Source organism: Gordonia sp. AC31 (genome assembly GCF_031844505.1).
Taxonomy (GTDB): Bacteria; Actinomycetota; Actinomycetes; order Mycobacteriales; family Mycobacteriaceae; genus Gordonia; species Gordonia hongkongensis.
The window spans coordinates 423,780-440,999 of record NZ_JAUZVK010000001.1 but is presented as its reverse complement, the minus strand read 5'-3'; the positions used below and the strand labels follow the sequence as shown (position 1 = coordinate 440,999).

The window sequence follows — 17,220 nt, the reverse complement described above, 5'->3', positions numbered from 1 at the left end:
GGCGCTACGAACCGCCGGCGGTGAGACGGTCGTAGAGGTCGCCGAGCTCGTCGATCGCCTCGGCGATGTCGGCGGGCGCGACGCCGGTGGCGCGCAACGCCGCCCGTAGTTCGCCGCCGTCGAGCGCGGTCAGCGGGTTCATCCGCGACGGCGACGGCAGCGGAGGCAACGTCGAGGCGGTGCCGTAGTAGTCGTCGACCTGCAGTGAGGTTGCTGACCCGCCGTCGTCGGAGGTCCGTGAATCCGGTGGGCGAGAGTCGATCTCGGCCAGCAGCGCTCGCAGGTCGGTGCCCATCACGGTCAGCAGGGTCAACGGGGTGCGGTCGATCTCGGCTGCCACCTCGTAACAGGTGACGAGAGCATGGATGCACCGCGGCGCCTCGTCGGGGCACGTGCAGTCGGTCTCGACGTCGGCGGACTCCGTGGGCACCAGCAGCTCACCCAGCGCCGGCGGCTGTTCGCCGCGGGTGAGCAGCATGAGTTCATCGACAGCGTTGCACTCGCGGAGAAGGTTCGCAAGTGTCGGTGTGTCGACCGTGCGGGTGGTCAGGATGACGTCGAACGGCTCGAGCTGGGTGCCCTCCACCGAGGCGGTCACCCGGCCGGCGTCGATCCGCAGGCCGCGCAGATGCCGATCGCGGAAATACCTGCGCGCCTTGGTGATACGACGGCTATCGGCGACCGATTCGCCGTCGGCGCCGCGTCCCTCGACGACATCGACGAAGGCGCGTGACCATGAGGTGAGGCCATAGCCGCGGACCGCGATCGTGCCGCGCTCACCGCGTCGTTGCGTGCCCTTCTTGCGCACCGTCATTCGCTGACCGCCTCGTCGCGCAGCCGGATGAGTTCGAAGAGTTCGTCGTCGGCGAGGTCGGACACCCAGTTCTCGCCGGCCGCGACCGTCAGCCGGGACAGCTCACGTTTCTTGGCGATCATGTCGTCAATGCGCTCCTCGATGGTGCCGACACAGACGAACCGATGCACCGACACCTTCTGGTCCTGGCCGATCCGGTAGGCGCGGTCGGTGGCCTGGTCCTCGACAGCCGGGTTCCACCACCGATCGACATGGATGACGTTGTTGGCCGCGGTCAGGTTGAGCCCGGTGCCGCCGGCTTTCAGCGTCGCCAGCAGGACCGGCGGCCCGTCGTCGGACTGGAAGTCGGCGACCAGGCGGTCGCGCTCGGTGCGACCCAGACCGCCGTGCAGGAGCGGGATCTCGCTGCCGAACTCCGCGGACAACCACGACGACAGCATGTCACCGAAGGCGGCGAACTGGGTGAAGACCAATGCGCGGTCGCCCTCCTCGGCGACGGTGGAGACGATGTCGGCCAGCAGTTCGACCTTGCCGGAGCGGTGTTCGCCGTCGCGGACGAGGTCGGTGCCGTCGGCGAGATAGTGCGCGGGGTGATTGCACACCTGCTTGAGGCGGGTCAGTGCGGCCAGTACGTTGCGGCGTCGTAGTGTGCGCTGCTGCTTGTCGCGCAGTGCCGTCATCAGTTCGTCGATCACCGCGCGGTACAGCGCCGCCTGCTCGACGGTGAGGTTGGCCCGGACGGCGAAGTCCGCCTTCTCCGGGAGGTCGGCGGCGATCGCCGGATCGGTCTTCTCGCGGCGCAGGATGAACGGCCGGGTGATCGCGGACAACCGTCGGAGGGCGGCCGGGTCACGATCCCGTTCGATCGGTTCGGCGTAGCGTGCACGGAAGACCGACGCGGAGCCGAGTAGTCCAGGGTTGACCAGGTCGATGACGGCGCGGAGATCCTCCAGGCGGTTCTCGACCGGGGTGCCGGTGAGAGCGAGGCGATGGCCGGCGGGGACCGTCCGAACCGCCTTGGCCGCAATGGTGTTCACGTTCTTGAGGTGCTGGGCCTCGTCGACCACGATCCGATGCCAGGGTTGCGAGGACAGCAACTCGTGGTCGCGCGCCGCGATCGCGAAGGTGGTGACCACGATGTCGACGGAGTCGCGGATGCCCGCGAACGCCGCCCCGGACTCGCGAGAGGGCCCGTGGTGGATCGCCACGCGGAGCGCGGGCGCGAACCGGGCGAATTCCCGCGCCCAGTTGCCCACCAGGGACATCGGGCAGACGACGAGCGTCGGCTTTCGAGGATCATCGGCAGGCGACGCGGACGGACCGCTACGCTCGTGGCATTCGAGTGCGATGACCTGCAGGGTCTTGCCCAGGCCCATGTCGTCGGCCAGCACGCCGCCCACGCCGAGGGTCGACAGATGGGCGAGCCAGTCCAGGCCGCGCTGCTGGTAGGGACGCAGGGTGGCGGTCAACCCCGTCGGTGGCGCGACGGATTCAGGTCGAAGGACGCCGGTGTCGGCGACGTCGTCGAGCCAGGAGAGGCCTTCGACGCGTGACACAGGTACAGGTAGACGGTCCGACTCGCCGGTGACGAGGTTGAACAGCTCGCCGAAGTCGCTCGGCGGTTCGACCGCGGCCAGTGCGCGCTGGGTGGCGACGAACGTGGCTGCCCGGGTCAGCGCGGCGCCCTCGGCGCGCATCCACACTCCGCGCACGCGGACCAGATCGCCTTTCTGGCCGGACAATTCGTCGAGGTCGGCATCGGTGAGCGTGATCGCGTCTGGGGTGTCGCCGAGGGCGAGACGCCACTCGAACTCCCGGATCTCCCGAAGGCCGACCATCGCCGCCGGTGCCCCGCCGCCGGGCGGCGCGAGCGCGCGCAGGGTCAGACTCGGACGGACCTCGGCAATCGTCCTCGGCAGCAGAACCGGGATGCCGACGGCGCCGAGCGCCGCCGCGCCCGTGGCGAATAGTTCTTCCGTGATCGCGGTCGGCAGCAGGAAGTCGAGGGAGCCCCGATCGGGGTCGGCGCGGCCCAGTTCGGGAAATTCACGGACTGCCGTGGCCAACTCGGTCGTCAGTTCGTCGAGTTCGTGGGCGTCGAGGCGGTGCGGCGCGACGGGTTCGACCTGTCCGTCGATGCTCCGACGACAGACCTGCAGTCGCCACCGCGAGGTCTCGGCCACCTCGGCGCGGCTCGGCGGGTCGACCGGGTCGTCGTCCCATGCGTCGGCCCACTGAGCGTCGGCGAGGTCGTCGTACTCGGGTTCGTGCAGCCGGAAGATGAGCGAACGATCGTCGCGCGGAGCGCCGGCGTTCCACCGCGACCAGCCACCCGCGGCGGCGGCGAGACGTTCCGGTGAGCTGGGCGGGCGGGGATCGGCGTCGGGGAGCAGTGCCCGCACGACGGGTGACGCGGGCCGTGGTTCACCGAGGCGGACGGCGGAACGAGCGATGGCAGAACGGCATTCGTGGTCGACGAGTTCGGCGAGGAAGTCGTCCAGGGCGGGTGCGGACCCGTTGTGCAGCAGCGCATCCGGCGCGCTTCCCACGACGACGGCATGCCAGCTGCGCCACGTCGGCGTCGCGACGACGACCCAGCGCACCATCCACTCGCCGGCCACCTGCAGAACCGACGGCGCCACGGTGCCGGACCGCACGAACGACCGCACGCCGTCGAGCAGGTACCGGTACCACCGGACGTCACCCGCCACCGGGACCGACCGCGATGCGTCGAGCAAAGTGACCGCCGACGTCAGACCGAGAGTCGCGGCGCGCACGAACTGCCGTCGATCGCCGGCGTCGACGACGGGGATCTCGCTGCGGAATCGTCGACCGTCGAGGAGGTCGCGTAGGGGTGGCGGGAGATCGGACACATCGCCGTCGATCCACACCGCCATGCCGACGCCCGGCCGCCAGAGGGCGTGCAGGGGCTCGGCGAGATGAGGCTTCGGGGCAGAGTCCGGGGGAGTCTGACCGCTGGACGGCGAATCATGTGGCATCGAGGATCGTCGGCCAGTTTAGCCGTGGCCTCCGACACCGCCCGGGCGTCGCGCGGCCGGCCGGGCAGCGAGGTGGTTTGTCCGCCCGACTCCCCGGGTATCGACGATCGTCGCAGCCGGCACGAGCACGGAGGTATCGATGGGACAGTCCGACAACCACAAGACGTCCGGGACAGACGCTCCCGAGAAGGAAGTGGAGAAGGATCCGCCCGGCCCGCAGGACCACGGACGCGAGGGTGGTATGGCCACCCGCGAGAACGCCCCCGAAGCGGTTCAGCGCTCCGAGGGCGGCGACTCGTAGGAGGGTCGAGTTACCCGGGTCAGGACACCTCGCGCAGGAGTCCGGTCGCGACGTCGAAGACGAACCCGCGCAACGACGTGGTCTTGGTGACGAACGGGCTGTTCTGGATCCGGGTGATCGATTGGCGGACGTCCTCGTCGAGATCGGCGAACGCCTCCGCCGACCACGCGGGCTTCTGCCCGATCTCGTCCTGGATCTGGCGCTTGAAGTCGTCGTCGGTGAACGTCAGTATGCCGCAGTCGGTGTGGTGGATGAGGATGATCTCGGTGGTGCCGAGCAGTCGCTGACTGATGGCCAGGGAGCGGATCTCGTCGTCGGTCACCACCCCGCCGGCGTTGCGGATCACGTGGGCCTCGCCCTCGTTCAATCCGAGGATGCGGTAGACGTCGAGGCGGGCGTCCATACAGGCCACCACCGCGACGTGCTTGGCCGGCGGCAGGGGCAACGGCCCGGTGAAGGTCTTGGCGTATTCGGCGTTGTTCGCGAGATATTCGTCGGTGACACTCATGCGCCGATCCTGATGTGTCGACGTCGCCCCGGCGAGGGTTTGGACGTGGGTGATCGGAAGTGGCCGAAACGGCACCCCGCAGATGTAGTGCGTCGTTGCGCAGAGCGCCACGAAATGCGACATCTGCACGGCGACACCTGCCGATCGGAGACCGTCAGGAGTTGCCGTCGAGTGATCCCTTGACGTCGTTGAGGACCAGCCAGGCGGCGGCGAGTCCCGAGGACTCGTACCAGACGTCGTCGTCGACGGCGAGCACACGTTTCCACACGGGTGCGCCGAGGCTGAGCCATTCGTCGCTGAGTAGGACCTCTTCCCCGTGGGCGAGGCCTTCCTCGCCCTCGAAGCTCACATAGATGAGGTCGGCGTCGGCGTCGCGGAGGTCGTCGTCGGTGAGGGCGAAGGAGTCGGGCACGCGCTGCGGGCCGGGCCGCTGGACGCCGATGTCCCCGAGCACCTGACCGGCGAAGGTGTTCATACCGGCGATGGTCTCGGAGTCGTCGCCGAAGCGCACCAGCGACACCTGGGTGTGCGAGGCGTCCATCCGCCGGCCGGTCTTGGTCGCCTCGGTCGTGTACTCGGCGAGACGCGTCCGACCCGACCCGCTGCGGTTCACGGCGTCGGCGACGGCCTGGAACTGCTCTTGCCAGGTGCCGTCGGCCGGGACGGTGACGGTGCGGACACCGGGGAACGCGCGGGCGGAGTCCGCGGTGTCGGCGGTGGTGAGGACGAGTCCGGCGTCGGCGTCGGCGACCGCCGCGGCGTCGGGCGTCGGTCCGATGGCCGGGACCGAGGTCAGTTGTGGACCGAGATACTCGGGCACGGAACCGGGTTCGGCAGCCACCGCGACGACCTCGGGGCCGAGCCCGAGGGCGCACAGCGCGTCGAGGACGGCGGGGTCGGTCACGACGATGCGGTCGACGTCGGCCTCACCCGGATCCGGCGCGGTGGGTGCGAGGCAGGTCTTCGCGTAATCACGGTCGGCCGAGACGATGTTCACCTCCGCCACCCGTGTCGTCACGGTGGAGATGGGGGAGCCGTCCGGAGTCGTCAGCGGTTCCTCGCCCGAACAGGAGGCCAGCGCGACCACTGTCAACCCGATCGTGGTCGCCAGGCCCACGCGTCGGACGAGTGAGCGTCGGGTCTCGCCGGTGGCGGCGCCGACACTTCTGGCGGCCTCGTTCGCGACCGTGACCCTCCGTTGCACCCGCCCAACCTAGCACCGGTCCCGAGGCGCCCGGCGTAGGCTCGGATGCGCACTCCCGGACGCCGGACGCCGGCGATCGGAAGGGTGCTCCGAGAGCCTGGCGCGTCGTCGAAGAAACCCCCGATGAGCACTGCCGATCCGGTGGCTCCGACATCGAATACGACAGATCGTAGGACCCGCTCGGCCCGGGCACCGGTGAGGGTTTAGGATCAGTAACCAGCGCTCGGTTTGTTCATGTGCCGACCGACGGCCGAAGGGGTTCGGCGTCGGGTTCGGGCAAGAGGAGGATCTGTGACCGCGGTAGACCAACCCACCACGCAAGTGGCTCCAGTGCGTCCGTTCCCGGAGCGCTATCAGCCCAAGGGTTCGTTCATCTACAAGCTGCTGACGACGACCGATCACAAGTTGATCGGCATGATGTACATCACCGCCTGCTTCGCGTTCTTCCTCATCGGCGGCCTCATGGCCTTGCTGATGCGTGGCGAGCTCGCGATGCCGGGCATGCAGTTCCTGTCCACCGAGCAGTTCAACCAGCTCTTCACGATGCACGGCACCGTGATGCTGCTGATGTACGCGACGCCGATCGTGATCGGCTTCGCCAACTTCGTGTTGCCGCTGCAGATCGGTTCGCCCGACGTCGCCTTCCCGCGACTCAACGCACTCGGCTTCTGGCTGTTCGTCTTCGGTTCGACCATCGCCGTCGCCGGCTTCATCACGCCCGGTGGCGCCGCCGACTTCGGGTGGACCGCGTACACGCCGCTCACCGACGCCGTGCACAGCCCCGGCATCGGCGCCGACCTGTGGATCATGGGTCTGGCCGTCTCGGGTCTCGGCACCATCCTCGGTGGCGTCAACATGGTCACCACCGTCATCTGCCTCCGCGCACCCGGCATGACGATGTTCCGCATGCCGATCTTCACCTGGAACATCCTGGTGACCAGCGTGCTGATCCTCCTCATCTTCCCGCTGCTGACCGCGGCGCTGATGGGTCTCGAGGTCGACCGCCAGTTCGGTGCCCACATCTACGACCCGGCCAACGGCGGCGTCATCCTGTGGCAGCACCTGTTCTGGTTCTTCGGACATCCCGAGGTGTACGTCATCGCCCTGCCGTTCTTCGGCATCGTGTCCGAGGTCTTCCCGGTCTTCTCGCGGAAGCCGATCTTCGGCTACTCCGGTCTGATCTACGCCACGCTCGCCATCGCCGCCCTGTCGGCCGCGGTGTGGGCCCACCACATGTACGTCACCGGCGCCGTGCTGCTCCCGTTCTTCGCCTTCATGACGTTCCTGATCGCGGTGCCCACCGGCGTGAAGTTCTTCAACTGGATCGGAACGATGTGGCGCGGTCACATCACGTTCGAATCCCCGATGCTGTTCTCGGTCGGCTTCATCGTGACGTTCCTCTTCGGTGGTCTGACCGGTGTGCTGCTCGCGAGCCCGCCGCTGGACTTCCACCTGTCCGACAGCTACTTCGTCGTCGCGCACTTCCACTATGTGCTCTTCGGCACCATCGTGTTCGCCACCTACGCCGGCATCTACTTCTGGTTCCCGAAGATGACCGGACGCATGCTCGACGAGCGACTCGGCAAGATCCACTTCTGGCTGACGTTCATCGGCTTCCACATGACCTTCCTGGTGCAGCACTGGCTGGGCAACGAGGGCATGCCGCGTCGCTACGCCGACTACCTCCCGTCGGACGGCTTCACGACGCTGAACATGATCTCGACCGTGGGCGCGTTCATCCTCGGCCTGTCGACCCTGCCGTTCCTGTGGAACGTCTTCCGCAGCTACCGCTACGGCGAGGTCGTGACCGTCGACGACCCGTGGGGCTTCGGCAACTCGCTCGAGTGGGCCACCTCCTGCCCGCCGCCGCGCCACAACTTCACCGAGCTGCCCCGCATCCGGTCGGAGCGCCCGGCGTTCGAGCTGCACTACCCGCACATGATCGACCGCATGCGTGCCGAGGCGCACGTCGGACCGGGCCACGCCGCGGGCAAGGACCGTCAGATGGAAGAGGCTCGTCGCGAGCCGTTCACCGTGGGAACGCACGAGGGATCCCCGGATCCCGACCCGCGCTGACCCGGTGAGCAAGGACTCGACAGCCAGTTCCGGTACGACCGTCCTGGTCACCGTCACCGGTCCCGACCGGCCAGGTGTCACCTCTGTTCTCATGGGTGCCCTGGCCGGTCAGGCCGTTGCACTGCTCGACGTCGAGCAGGTGGTCATCCGCGGGCAGCTGACCCTCGGCGTGCTGGTGTCCTCCACCGGCGACCCCGAGGCGCTGCAGGAAGTCGTCGAACAGGCGATGGCGTCCATCGGTTTCGACGTCCGGGTGGAGATCGGGGTCGATCCCGGTAGCCGCTCGCCGTCCTCGCATGCCGTCGTGATCCTCGGCAGCCCGGTCACCGCCACCGCGTTCAGCGCCGTCGCGGCGAAACTGGCGAGCCAGGGCGGCAACATCGACTCGATCCGCGGAATCGCCGACTACCCGCTCACCGGCCTCGAACTCATGGTCAGCGTTGCCGGCCGGGGTGGTGTCGCCGCCGACGCCGCCCTCCGCAAAGGCCTCGCCGAGGTTGCTGCGAAGCATTCGGTCGACATCGCCGTGGAGCGCGGCGGACTCGCTCGGCGCGCCAAGCGCCTGATCGTCTTCGACGTCGACTCGACCCTCATCCAGGGCGAGGTGATCGAGATGCTCGCCGCGCACGCGGGCCGCGAAGCCGAGGTCGCCGCGGTGACCGAGGCGGCGATGCGAGGTGAACTCGATTTCGCGCAGTCCCTTCACGAACGCGTCAAGGCCCTGGCCGGACTCGACGCGAGTGTTCTCGACGATGTCGCCAAGTCACTCGAACTGACCCCCGGTGCCCGGACGACGATCCGTACGCTGCACCGTCTCGGATTCCACTGCGGTCTCGTGTCCGGCGGTTTCCGTCAGGTCATCGACGGACTCGCGCACGAACTCGAACTCGACTTTGTCCGGGCCAACACCCTGGAGATCGTCGACGGGAAGCTGACCGGCCGGGTCGTCGGCGAGGTCGTCGACCGGATGGGCAAGGCGCACGCGCTGCGGTCGTTCGCCGATCAGGTCGGGGTGCCGATGGAGCAGACGATCGCGGTGGGCGACGGCGCCAACGACATCGACATGCTCAGCGTCGCCGGGCTGGGAATCGCCTTCAACGCGAAGCCGGCACTGCGCGAGGTCGCCGACGCCACGCTGAATCACCCGTTTCTCGACGGGGTCCTGTTCATCCTGGGCGTCTCCCGCGACGAGATCGAGGCGGCCGACGCCGCCGACGGCGTCTATCGCCGGGTACCCCTGGGCTGACCTCGCACCGCTCCATGGAATCCGAGCGCACGGTCTCTCCGCAGGTCGATCCGGAAGCGATCGCGGCCGATCATCGGCGGCTGGTCGCCTACGTCGGAGGCGGCGACGATCCGTCTGACCCCGCCGACGTCCTGGCGATGGCGATGGTGCTCCGCATCGAGAAGAACGATCCGCCCGACCGCACCGAACTGCTGACCGCGGCGGCGCGAGCGGTGGCGTTATTGTGCCTCGACGAACGGAGTGCGGGCGACGGTCCGTGGGCGGCGGCGATGGACGCCTGGTGCGACGCACGGATCCGGAAGATCGCCCGGCGCGCGCGTGGCGCGCAATGGGCTGCCGCGCAGGAGGTCTGGGGTGTGACCGCGACCGAGGGCGGGGCGTCGGCACGGGCGTTCGTGCCCGGCCGCGTCGGTGACCTCGACCGGCGTGTGGCGAAGCTGCAGATCGGTGGGACCGAGGTCGAGGGAGAGCTGCCCGAGCAGCCGCCGGTCTCGGGCGTCGTGCTGTGGACCAATCCCGACCTGCCGATGACCGTCGGCAAACTGGCCGCGCAGGTCGGTCACGCGTCGATGCTGGCGGCCAAGCTCCTCGCCGCGGACGACGCGATCGAGTGGCGTCGGGACGACTGCCCGCTCGCGGTCCGTCAGGCCACGCCCGGGCGGTGGCGAGAACTGCTCTCCGCCGATGCCGCCGGGAGGGCGGTGGCCGTTCGAGACGCCGGGTTCACCGAGATCGCGCCCGGTTCGGTGACCGTCATCGCCGAGGTCATCCGGGCCCAGGAGGACACGTGAGCGCTGCGGTACCGCCGGAATGGGTGAAAGCTCTTGATCTGCAACCCCATCCGGAAGGCGGCTGGTTCCGGGAGACGTGGCGGAGCGACGTCGTCGTGCCGTCGGCGTCGCTTGCCGACGGCTATACCGGCGACCGTGCCGCCGGCACGGCGATCTACTTCGTCCTCATGCCGGGCGACGAGTCGGCGTGGCACACGGTACGCGGCGCCGAACTGTGGCTGCACCATCGAGGAGCGCCGGTCGAACTCGATTTCGGCGGGGACGCCGATGTCCCCGGTGACCCGACGACAGTTCTCGTCGGACCCGACATCGAGGCCGGTCACCGACCCCAGGCGCTCGTGCCGCCGGGCGTGTGGCAGCGTGCCCGGCCCGCCGGGGACGAGCCGTCACTCGTCAGCTGTATCGTCGTGCCCGGGTTCGACTTCAAGGACTTCCGGCTGGCCTGACGGTCGGCCTGCGAATCCCGGCTAGCCGGCGGCGACCGGTGAGTTCACCGGCGCGAGGTGGCCGAAGGTGCCCAGCCACACGTCACGATCGGGCGCCAGCGACGCGACGATCAGCTCGTCTGCGTCGGCGTGCCCGGCGAACCACGAGAGGTAGTCGCGCACCTCGTCCGGCGTCCCGACACCCGAGTACGTCAGCATCTCGTCGATCTGGCGTCCCTGCGGCATCGAGAGGATGGCGTCGGCTTCCTCGTCGGTGAAGGTCCGGCCGCGGCCGTAGAGCAGCGACACGCGTTGACGTTTCGCGATCTGCAGCTGCGCCTGCGCACGGTCGGCGTCCTCGTCGGCGATCGCTCCGACACCCGCGATGACGTAGGGCTCGGCGAGGACCTCCGACGGCCGGAACTCGCGGCGGTACAACGCCACGGCCTCGGTGAGCGCCTGCGGCGCGAAGTGGGAGGCGAAGGCGTACGGAAGTCCGAGGGCCGCGGCGAGCTGCGCGCCGAACAGCGACGAGCCGAGGATGTAGAGCGGCACGTGGGTGCCCGCCCCCGGGGTCGCGCGGACGCCTTCGACACGCGACTCGTCGCCGAGGAAGGCCTGCAGCTCCAGGACGTCGTGCGGGAACCGCTCCGCGGAGGCGTGGGTGCGGCGCAGGGCCGCGAAGGTCTGCTGATCGCTGCCGGGCGCGCGCCCGAGCCCGAGGTCTATGCGCCCGGGATGGAGTTCGGCGAGTGTGCCGAACTGCTCGGCGATGGTCAGCGGGGAATGGTTCGGCAGCATCACGCCGCCGGCGCCGAGACGGATGGTCGAGGTGTGCGCGGCGATGTATGCGATGAGCACCGCCGGCGCCGACGACGCGATGGCCGACATGTTGTGGTGCTCGGCGTACCAGATCCGGCGGTAGCCCCACTTCTCCGCATTTTGTGCGAGATCGACACTGGCGGACAGGCTTTGCGCGGCAGTCTCGTCGCGACCGATCTGCGCGAGATCCAGGATCGACAAGGGGAGGTTCGAAGGGGTCACGACGATGTTCAATGCGGCCGACGCCCCGGACTATTCCCGCCGTCCGGTCTGCCGTGAGTCGAACGGGTCGACCATTCCCTCGTGGTGCAGGATGGGGGAGTGACCGAATCCGATCCCGACCTCTTGATCGATTTTCGCGGCGTCGCCGTCGTTCGAGGCGGCAAGACTCTCGTCGGCCCGTTGTCGTGGCAGGTGGAACTGGACGAACGCTGGGTGATCATCGGACCCAACGGCGCGGGCAAGACGACGCTGATCCGCCTGGCCGGGGCGGAGATCCACCCGACGTCGGGCACCGCCTTCGTGCTCAATGAGAAGCTCGGCCGGGTCGAGATCCGCGAGCTGTCGACCCGGATCGGGGTCTCGAGCCCGTCGCTGGTCGATCGAGTGCCGCCGGAGGAGATCGTCAGCGACGTCGTCATCTCGGCGGGATATGCGGTCCTGGGGCGGTGGCGCGAGAGCTACGACGCCATGGACCGTGCGCAGGCCGTCGAATCGCTGGAATCGATGGGCGCCGAGCACCTCGCGGACCGTCGCTTCGGCACGCTGTCCGAGGGCGAGCGCAAGCGTGTCGTGATCTCGCGCGCGCTGATGACCGACCCCGAACTGCTCTTGCTCGACGAACCGGCCGCCGGGCTCGACCTGGGTGGCCGCGAAGAACTCGTCGATCGTCTCGCGCGTCTGGCCGCCGACCCCGACGCCCCGGCCATCGTGCTGATCACCCACCACGTCGAGGAGATCCCCGAAGGTTTCACACATGCGATGATCCTGTCCGAGGGTGGCGTGGTGGCCCAGGGGCTGCTCGAGGAGGTACTCACGAGTGAGAACCTCACCGCCGCCTTCCGCCAGCAGATCGTTCTGGACAAGGTCGACGGCCGGTACTTCGCGCGGCGCCGGCGCCGCGCGGGTGGCCACCGTCGAGCAGCAGGAGGCAACTGAATGACGTCGACACAGGAACAGGGCCCGGACATCGTGTCCGCACCGTTGCGGGATGCGGCAACCGTCGTGCTCGTCCGCGACGCCGCGGACGGCATCGAGGTCTTCTTGCAACGCCGCGTCAAGCAGATGGCCTTCGCGGGGGGAATGACGGTGTTCCCGGGTGGCGGCGTCGACAAGCGGGACGCCGAAGCCGACCTGGCGTGGACGGGTCCCGAGGCCACCTGGTGGGCCGGGCAATTCGGCAGCGACGCCGAGATCGCCCAGGCCCTGGTGTGCGCGGCCGTCCGCGAGACGTTCGAAGAGTGCGGCGTCCTGCTCGCGACCGATGCCGACGGCGCATTCGCCGACCCGGAGGGACTGGCCGAGGATCGGCAACGCCTCGTCGAGAAGTCGTTGTCGTTCGCGCAGTTCCTCACCGCGCGCGGACTGACGCTGCGTGCCGATCTGTTGCGTCCGCTCGCGCATTGGATCACCCCGGTGAACGAGAAGCGGCGCTACGACACCCGGTTCTTCCTGGCGGCGATGCCCGACGGACAGCACGCCGACGCCGAGACCACCGAAGCCGAGGTCGCCCGGTGGGTGAACGCCCGGGTCGCGATCGATTCCTGGGCCGCGGGCCAGCACTTCCTCATGCCGCCCACATGGTCGCAGCTCAACTACGTCTCGCAGTTCTCGACCATCGACGAACTGCTCGACGCCGAGCGTGTCATCGAACCGATCCTGCCGAACGTGACACCCGGCGCCGGGTTGGCCGGCCTCGGTTTCCCCGGCTCCGACGAGTACTTCCGGACCCTCGGCGACCAGCAGCCGCCCGAGATCACGCTCTGACCGGACGCGCTGTCAGGTTGAGGGCGCCAGTGCCCCGGCGGCGTTCGTCCGTCCGCCGAACAGCATGACGATGTCGCGGATCGGCGCCTCGACGACCTCACCCGTCCCGGCCGCGAAGTCGCAGTCGGTGGCCACGTAGCGTCGTCCCTCGTTTCGGCGACGTGCGTGGAACGGGAAACCCGTCGACCACAGGTAGTCGGCGCACGCCGTCGCGGCGTCGGTCGGCATCGGCCGGTCGAGTCCGAGCGGTACCGCGATGTCCTGCCCGTGGAGGAGCGAATCCAGCAGCGGCGCCATGGGAGTCGTCCCGATCGGATGCCGACGCGAACCGACCATGGCGCGCAACTTCGAAGCGGCCTCGCCCGCCGTGGTGTCGTCGCGCAGCGCGAGTTCGCGGATCATCGTGTTGAACCGGAATCCGTACCGGCACGCGGCGATCATCGCTCGTGCCGGCGAGGTGTGGGAGTGGGTGAGGTGGACCGCGACGTCGCGCACCGTCCACGCGTCGCACAGCGACGGGGTGGCGAGTTGCTCGGGCGTGAGGGTCTCGATCAGCGCGGCGAGTTCGAGTCGTTGCTCGTCGATGCGCTGCCAGATGAGGTCGGTGTCCATCGGTCGCTCCCGCCGCACAGATAGTCAGGTTCCCTGACTGATATTAGTCAGGTTTTCGTACTAAAGTCAACGTCGTGTCCGACCCGCAGATCGCCGTCCTGATGTTCATCGCCCACCGCGCGACCGAGCGCCGGGTGTTGGCGCGGATCGCCGAGGAAGGGGCCGACGACATCACTCCGGCGCAGTCCCGGGTGCTTCAGCGGCTGGCACCCGAACCCATGCGGCTGACCGATCTCGCCGAGCAGGCGGGTGTCACCAAGCAGACCGCGGGTGGCATCGTCGACCAGCTCGAGGCGGCGGGCTACCTGACCCGGGTGTCGGACCCGTCCGACCGTCGCGCCCGGCTGGTGACGCTGAGCGAACGGGGCGTTCACCTGTGCGAGGTCGCCGCGCGCGAGGTCGAGGCGCAGCAGCAGGAATGGCGCGAGCATCTCGGCGAGGCCCAGTTCGCCGCCCTGGAAAAGGCATTGCGATCGTTACGCGACGTCACCGATCCATATCGATGATCTCGGCGTCCTCGTCGGTGCCGATGTCGTCGCGGTCGGCCCAGTCGATGAGGGTGTCGAGTCGGTGCGCGACGTCGTCGATCTCCGCGTGCAGGTCTCCGAGTTCGGCGAACCGGGCCGGCACGGTGGCGATGGTGAAATCGTCGGGTTCGATGTCGTCGATCTCGGCCCAGGTGATCGGCGTCGACACGGTGGCCCGCTCGTTGCCGCGCACGGAGTAGGCCGACGCCATGGTGTGGTCGCGGGTGTTCTGGTTGTAGTCGACTAAGACCGCCGCCGGGTCGCGGTCTTTGCGCCACCAGGTCGTCGTCACGTCGTCGGGCGCCCGACGTTCGACCTCCCGAGCGAAGGCGAGCGCCGCACGCCGGACCTGCGGGAAGCCCCACTCCGGCGCGATGCGGACGTAGATGTGCAGCCCGCGACCGCCCGAGGTCTTGGGGAACCCGCGCATACCCAGTTCGTCGAGAACCTCTTCGACGACGTGCGCCACCCGCCGGATCCGGGGGAATGTGCAGTCGGGCATCGGGTCGAGGTCGATACGCCACTCGTCGGGCGACTCGGGGTCGTCGCGCCGTGAGTTCCAGGGGTGGAACTCGACGGTCGACATCTGCACCGCCCAGATCACCGACGCCAACTCGGTGACACACAGTTCGTCGGCGGTGCGGCCGTACCGCGGGAAGTAGATCTCGGTGGTCTCCAGCCAGTCCGGCGCGCCGGCGGGGACGCGCTTCTGGTGGACCTTGTTGCCGCTGACGCCCTTGGGGAACCGGTGCAGCATGCACGGACGGTCGCGCAGCGCACGGACGATCCCGTCGCCGACGGACAGGTAGTACTCGGCGAGATCGCGCTTGGTCTCACCGCGCTCGGGAAAGTAGACGCGGTCGGGACTCGACAGCCGGACGGTGCGGTCGCCGACCTCGAGCTCGATGGGATCACCTGCGGAACCCGACGTTTTCGCCATGACCGCCACTGTATGGCTCCGATGCCGGTGGGCGGCGGACTCCCGGCCGCGTCGTGCGTGCCGGGTCGTCGGCCTGGGTCGTCGGGCTGGGGCACCGACCGGACTTACCTACCGGTAGCCTTCGACCATGCCTGAGTTCGTGACCCTCGAGTGCTCCGACGCTCATCCGGGGGTCGGCACCATCCTGCTGCACCGGCCGCCGATGAACGCGTTGAGCCGGCAGGTGCAGGCCGAACTGGCCGCCGCGGCCGAGGAGGCCACGGTGCGCGCCGACATCAAGGCCGTCGTCGTGTACGGCGGCCCGAAGATCCTGGCGGCCGGCGCGGACGTCAAGGAGATGCGGGACGTCGGCTACGCCGAGATGAGCCGGGTGGCGGGTCGCCTGCAGAGCGATCTCGGCGCGATCGCCGCCATCCCGAAGCCGACCGTCGCGGCCATCACCGGGTACGCGCTCGGCGGTGGCCTCGAAGTCGCGTTGGGTGCCGACCGACGGATCGCGGGCGACAACGCGAAGCTCGGGCTGCCCGAGGTCCTGCTCGGTCTCATCCCCGGCGGCGGCGGCACGCAGCGGCTGGCACGCCTCATCGGGCCGTCGAAGGCCAAGGACCTGATGTTCACCGGCCGCTTCGTCGACGCCGCGGAGGCGCTGGCGATCGGACTCGTCGACGAGGTCGTCGCGCCGGACGAGGTCTACAACGCCGCGCTCGCCTGGGCCGGACAGTTCGACGGCGCCGCCTCGGTGGCGCTCGCCGCGATCAAGAAGGCCGTCGACCAGGGCCTCGGCGTCGACCTCGACACCGGGCTCAAGATCGAGGAGCAGCTGTTCGCCCCGCTGTTCGCGACCGAGGACCGCGCCATCGGTCTGACTTCGTTCCTCGAGAACGGCCCCGGGAAGGCGGAATTCGTCGGCCGCTGAGCCGTCGTCGCCGCGTACCCCTCGACCACAGCACCCCATCACCACGCACACAGGAAGCGATCATGACCACCGACGCCACACCGGGCACCGATCCCGCTCCCAATCCGCACGCCACCGAGGAACAGGTCAAGGCTGCCCTCACCGACACCAAACTCGCCCAGGTGCTCTACCACGACTGGGAGGCCGAGACCTACGACGAGAAGTGGTCGATCAGCTTCGACGAACGCTGCATCGACTACGCGCGTGGCCGTTTCGACGCCGTGGCCACCGACGAGCCCCTGCCGTACGGCCGCGCGATGGAACTCGGTTGTGGCACCGGCTTCTTCCTGCTGAACCTGATGCAGTCGGGTGTCGCGTCGAAGGGGTCGGTGACCGACCTCTCGCCGGGCATGGTCAAGGTCGCCCTGCGCAACGCGGAGAACCTCGGTCTCGATGTCGACGGCCGGGTCGCCGACGCGGAGAAGATCCCGTACGACGACGACACCTTCGACCTCGTCGTCGGACATGCTGTGCTGCACCACATTCCCGATGTCGAGCAGGCGCTGCGCGAGGTGCTGCGGGTCCTCAAGCCCGGCGGGCGGTTCATCTTCGCGGGTGAGCCGTCGACGATCGGTGACTTCTACGCGCGCTGGATGAGTCGGGCGACGTGGTTCGCCACGACCAATGTCACGAAGTTCGGTCCGCTGCAGGGGTGGCGGCGCCCGCAGGAGGAACTCGACGAGTCCTCGCGTGCGGCCGCGCTCGAGGCCGTCGTCGACATCCACACCTTCGATCCCGACGAGCTCGCCGGGATCGCCCGCGCTGCCGGCGCGCAGAAGGTGTCCACCGCCACCGAGGAACTGGCCGCCGCGATGCTCGGCTGGCCGGTCCGCACCTTCGAGGCCGCGGTCCCGCCGGAGAAGCTGGGGTGGGGCTGGGCCCGCTTTGCCTTCGGCGGATGGAAGCGCCTCACCTGGCTCGACGAGAACGTGCTGCGGAAGGTCGTGCCGCCGAAGTTCTTCTACAACGTCGTGGTGACGGGGACGAAGCCGCAGTAGGCGGTTCCGCCGTCAG

General features: G+C 68.9%; 17 protein-coding genes. 10 read left to right on the top strand and 7 right to left on the bottom strand.

Going from position 1 to position 17,220, the window contains the following annotated elements:
• Positions 1-4: 4 nt before the first annotated feature.
• Together Q9R39_RS02065 and Q9R39_RS02060 are read right to left on the bottom strand one after the other, a co-directional pair.
• On the bottom strand, positions 5-814 hold the full coding sequence (locus tag Q9R39_RS02065) for a hypothetical protein (RefSeq protein ID WP_311277030.1): 810 nt from the start codon (positions 812-814) through the stop codon (positions 5-7).
• Complete coding sequence (locus Q9R39_RS02060) at positions 811-3,813, bottom strand: SNF2-related protein (protein ID WP_311277029.1); 3,003 nt, start codon at positions 3,811-3,813, stop codon at positions 811-813. The genes Q9R39_RS02065 and Q9R39_RS02060 overlap by 4 nt, the downstream gene beginning before the upstream one ends.
• 139 nt (positions 3,814-3,952) lie before the next feature.
• On the opposite strand from Q9R39_RS02060, the gene Q9R39_RS02055 reads away from it, so the two are divergent.
• A complete protein-coding gene (locus tag Q9R39_RS02055; protein ID WP_165629809.1) occupies positions 3,953-4,114 on the top strand; it encodes a hypothetical protein in 162 nt (53 codons plus the stop codon).
• Positions 4,115-4,133: 19 nt separating this feature from the next.
• Here Q9R39_RS02055 and Q9R39_RS02050 read toward each other — a convergent pair whose 3' ends face one another.
• Positions 4,134-4,622: a carbonic anhydrase gene (locus Q9R39_RS02050; RefSeq protein ID WP_058252575.1), complete on the bottom strand. Its 489-nt coding sequence runs from the start codon at positions 4,620-4,622 to the stop codon at positions 4,134-4,136.
• 154 nt (positions 4,623-4,776) lie between these two features.
• Entirely contained in the window at positions 4,777-5,826 is a 1,050-nt protein-coding gene (locus Q9R39_RS02045; RefSeq protein WP_311277028.1) for an ABC transporter substrate-binding protein, read from the bottom strand.
• Between the two features lie 291 nt (positions 5,827-6,117).
• On the opposite strand from Q9R39_RS02045, the gene ctaD reads away from it, so the two are divergent.
• From ctaD to Q9R39_RS02025, 4 genes are read left to right on the top strand one after another with little or no spacing between them, the layout of a single operon-like run.
• On the top strand, positions 6,118-7,902 hold the full coding sequence (ctaD, locus tag Q9R39_RS02040) for a cytochrome c oxidase subunit I (RefSeq protein WP_065632663.1): 1,785 nt from the start codon (positions 6,118-6,120) through the stop codon (positions 7,900-7,902).
• A gap of 4 nt (positions 7,903-7,906) precedes the next feature.
• Complete coding sequence (serB, locus tag Q9R39_RS02035) at positions 7,907-9,148, top strand: phosphoserine phosphatase SerB (protein ID WP_068970709.1); 1,242 nt, start codon at positions 7,907-7,909, stop codon at positions 9,146-9,148.
• 14 nt (positions 9,149-9,162) lie between these two features.
• Complete coding sequence (locus tag Q9R39_RS02030) at positions 9,163-9,939, top strand: peptidyl-tRNA hydrolase (protein ID WP_311277027.1); 777 nt, start codon at positions 9,163-9,165, stop codon at positions 9,937-9,939.
• On the top strand, positions 9,936-10,385 hold the full coding sequence (locus tag Q9R39_RS02025) for a cupin domain-containing protein (RefSeq protein WP_311277026.1): 450 nt from the start codon (positions 9,936-9,938) through the stop codon (positions 10,383-10,385). The genes Q9R39_RS02030 and Q9R39_RS02025 overlap by 4 nt, the downstream gene beginning before the upstream one ends.
• 21 nt (positions 10,386-10,406) lie before the next feature.
• Here the strand turns inward: Q9R39_RS02025 and Q9R39_RS02020 are convergent, their stop codons facing one another.
• Positions 10,407-11,408, bottom strand: a complete 1,002-nt coding sequence (locus Q9R39_RS02020; RefSeq protein ID WP_311277025.1) for an LLM class flavin-dependent oxidoreductase — start codon at positions 11,406-11,408, stop codon at positions 10,407-10,409.
• A gap of 99 nt (positions 11,409-11,507) precedes the next feature.
• On the opposite strand from Q9R39_RS02020, the gene Q9R39_RS02015 reads away from it, so the two are divergent.
• Together Q9R39_RS02015 and Q9R39_RS02010 are read left to right on the top strand one after the other, a co-directional pair.
• Entirely contained in the window at positions 11,508-12,344 is an 837-nt protein-coding gene (locus Q9R39_RS02015) for an ABC transporter ATP-binding protein (protein ID WP_311277024.1), read from the top strand.
• On the top strand, positions 12,345-13,172 hold the full coding sequence (locus tag Q9R39_RS02010; protein ID WP_068970706.1) for an NUDIX domain-containing protein: 828 nt from the start codon (positions 12,345-12,347) through the stop codon (positions 13,170-13,172).
• A 12-nt stretch (positions 13,173-13,184) separates the two neighbouring features.
• Here Q9R39_RS02010 and Q9R39_RS02005 read toward each other — a convergent pair whose 3' ends face one another.
• The gene (locus tag Q9R39_RS02005; protein WP_068970705.1) at positions 13,185-13,784 is read right to left on the bottom strand and encodes a maleylpyruvate isomerase family mycothiol-dependent enzyme; all 600 of its coding nucleotides are present in this window, start codon (positions 13,782-13,784) and stop codon (positions 13,185-13,187) included.
• 101 nt (positions 13,785-13,885) lie between these two features.
• Here Q9R39_RS02005 and Q9R39_RS02000 point away from each other — a divergent pair, with 101 nt between their 5' ends.
• The gene (locus tag Q9R39_RS02000; RefSeq protein WP_068970715.1) at positions 13,886-14,290 is read left to right on the top strand and encodes a MarR family winged helix-turn-helix transcriptional regulator; all 405 of its coding nucleotides are present in this window, start codon (positions 13,886-13,888) and stop codon (positions 14,288-14,290) included.
• On the opposite strand, the gene ligD is transcribed toward Q9R39_RS02000, so the two are convergent.
• A complete protein-coding gene (ligD, locus tag Q9R39_RS01995) occupies positions 14,271-15,251 on the bottom strand; it encodes a non-homologous end-joining DNA ligase (RefSeq protein WP_311277023.1) in 981 nt (326 codons plus the stop codon). The two genes, Q9R39_RS02000 and ligD, sit on opposite strands and share 20 nt — an antisense overlap.
• Positions 15,252-15,378: 127 nt before the next feature.
• On the opposite strand from ligD, the gene Q9R39_RS01990 reads away from it, so the two are divergent.
• Together Q9R39_RS01990 and Q9R39_RS01985 are read left to right on the top strand one after the other, a co-directional pair.
• Complete coding sequence (locus Q9R39_RS01990) at positions 15,379-16,167, top strand: enoyl-CoA hydratase/isomerase family protein (RefSeq protein ID WP_058252172.1); 789 nt, start codon at positions 15,379-15,381, stop codon at positions 16,165-16,167.
• A 62-nt stretch (positions 16,168-16,229) separates the two neighbouring features.
• On the top strand, positions 16,230-17,204 hold the full coding sequence (locus Q9R39_RS01985) for a class I SAM-dependent methyltransferase (protein ID WP_068970704.1): 975 nt from the start codon (positions 16,230-16,232) through the stop codon (positions 17,202-17,204).
• Positions 17,205-17,220: the final 16 nt, after the last annotated feature.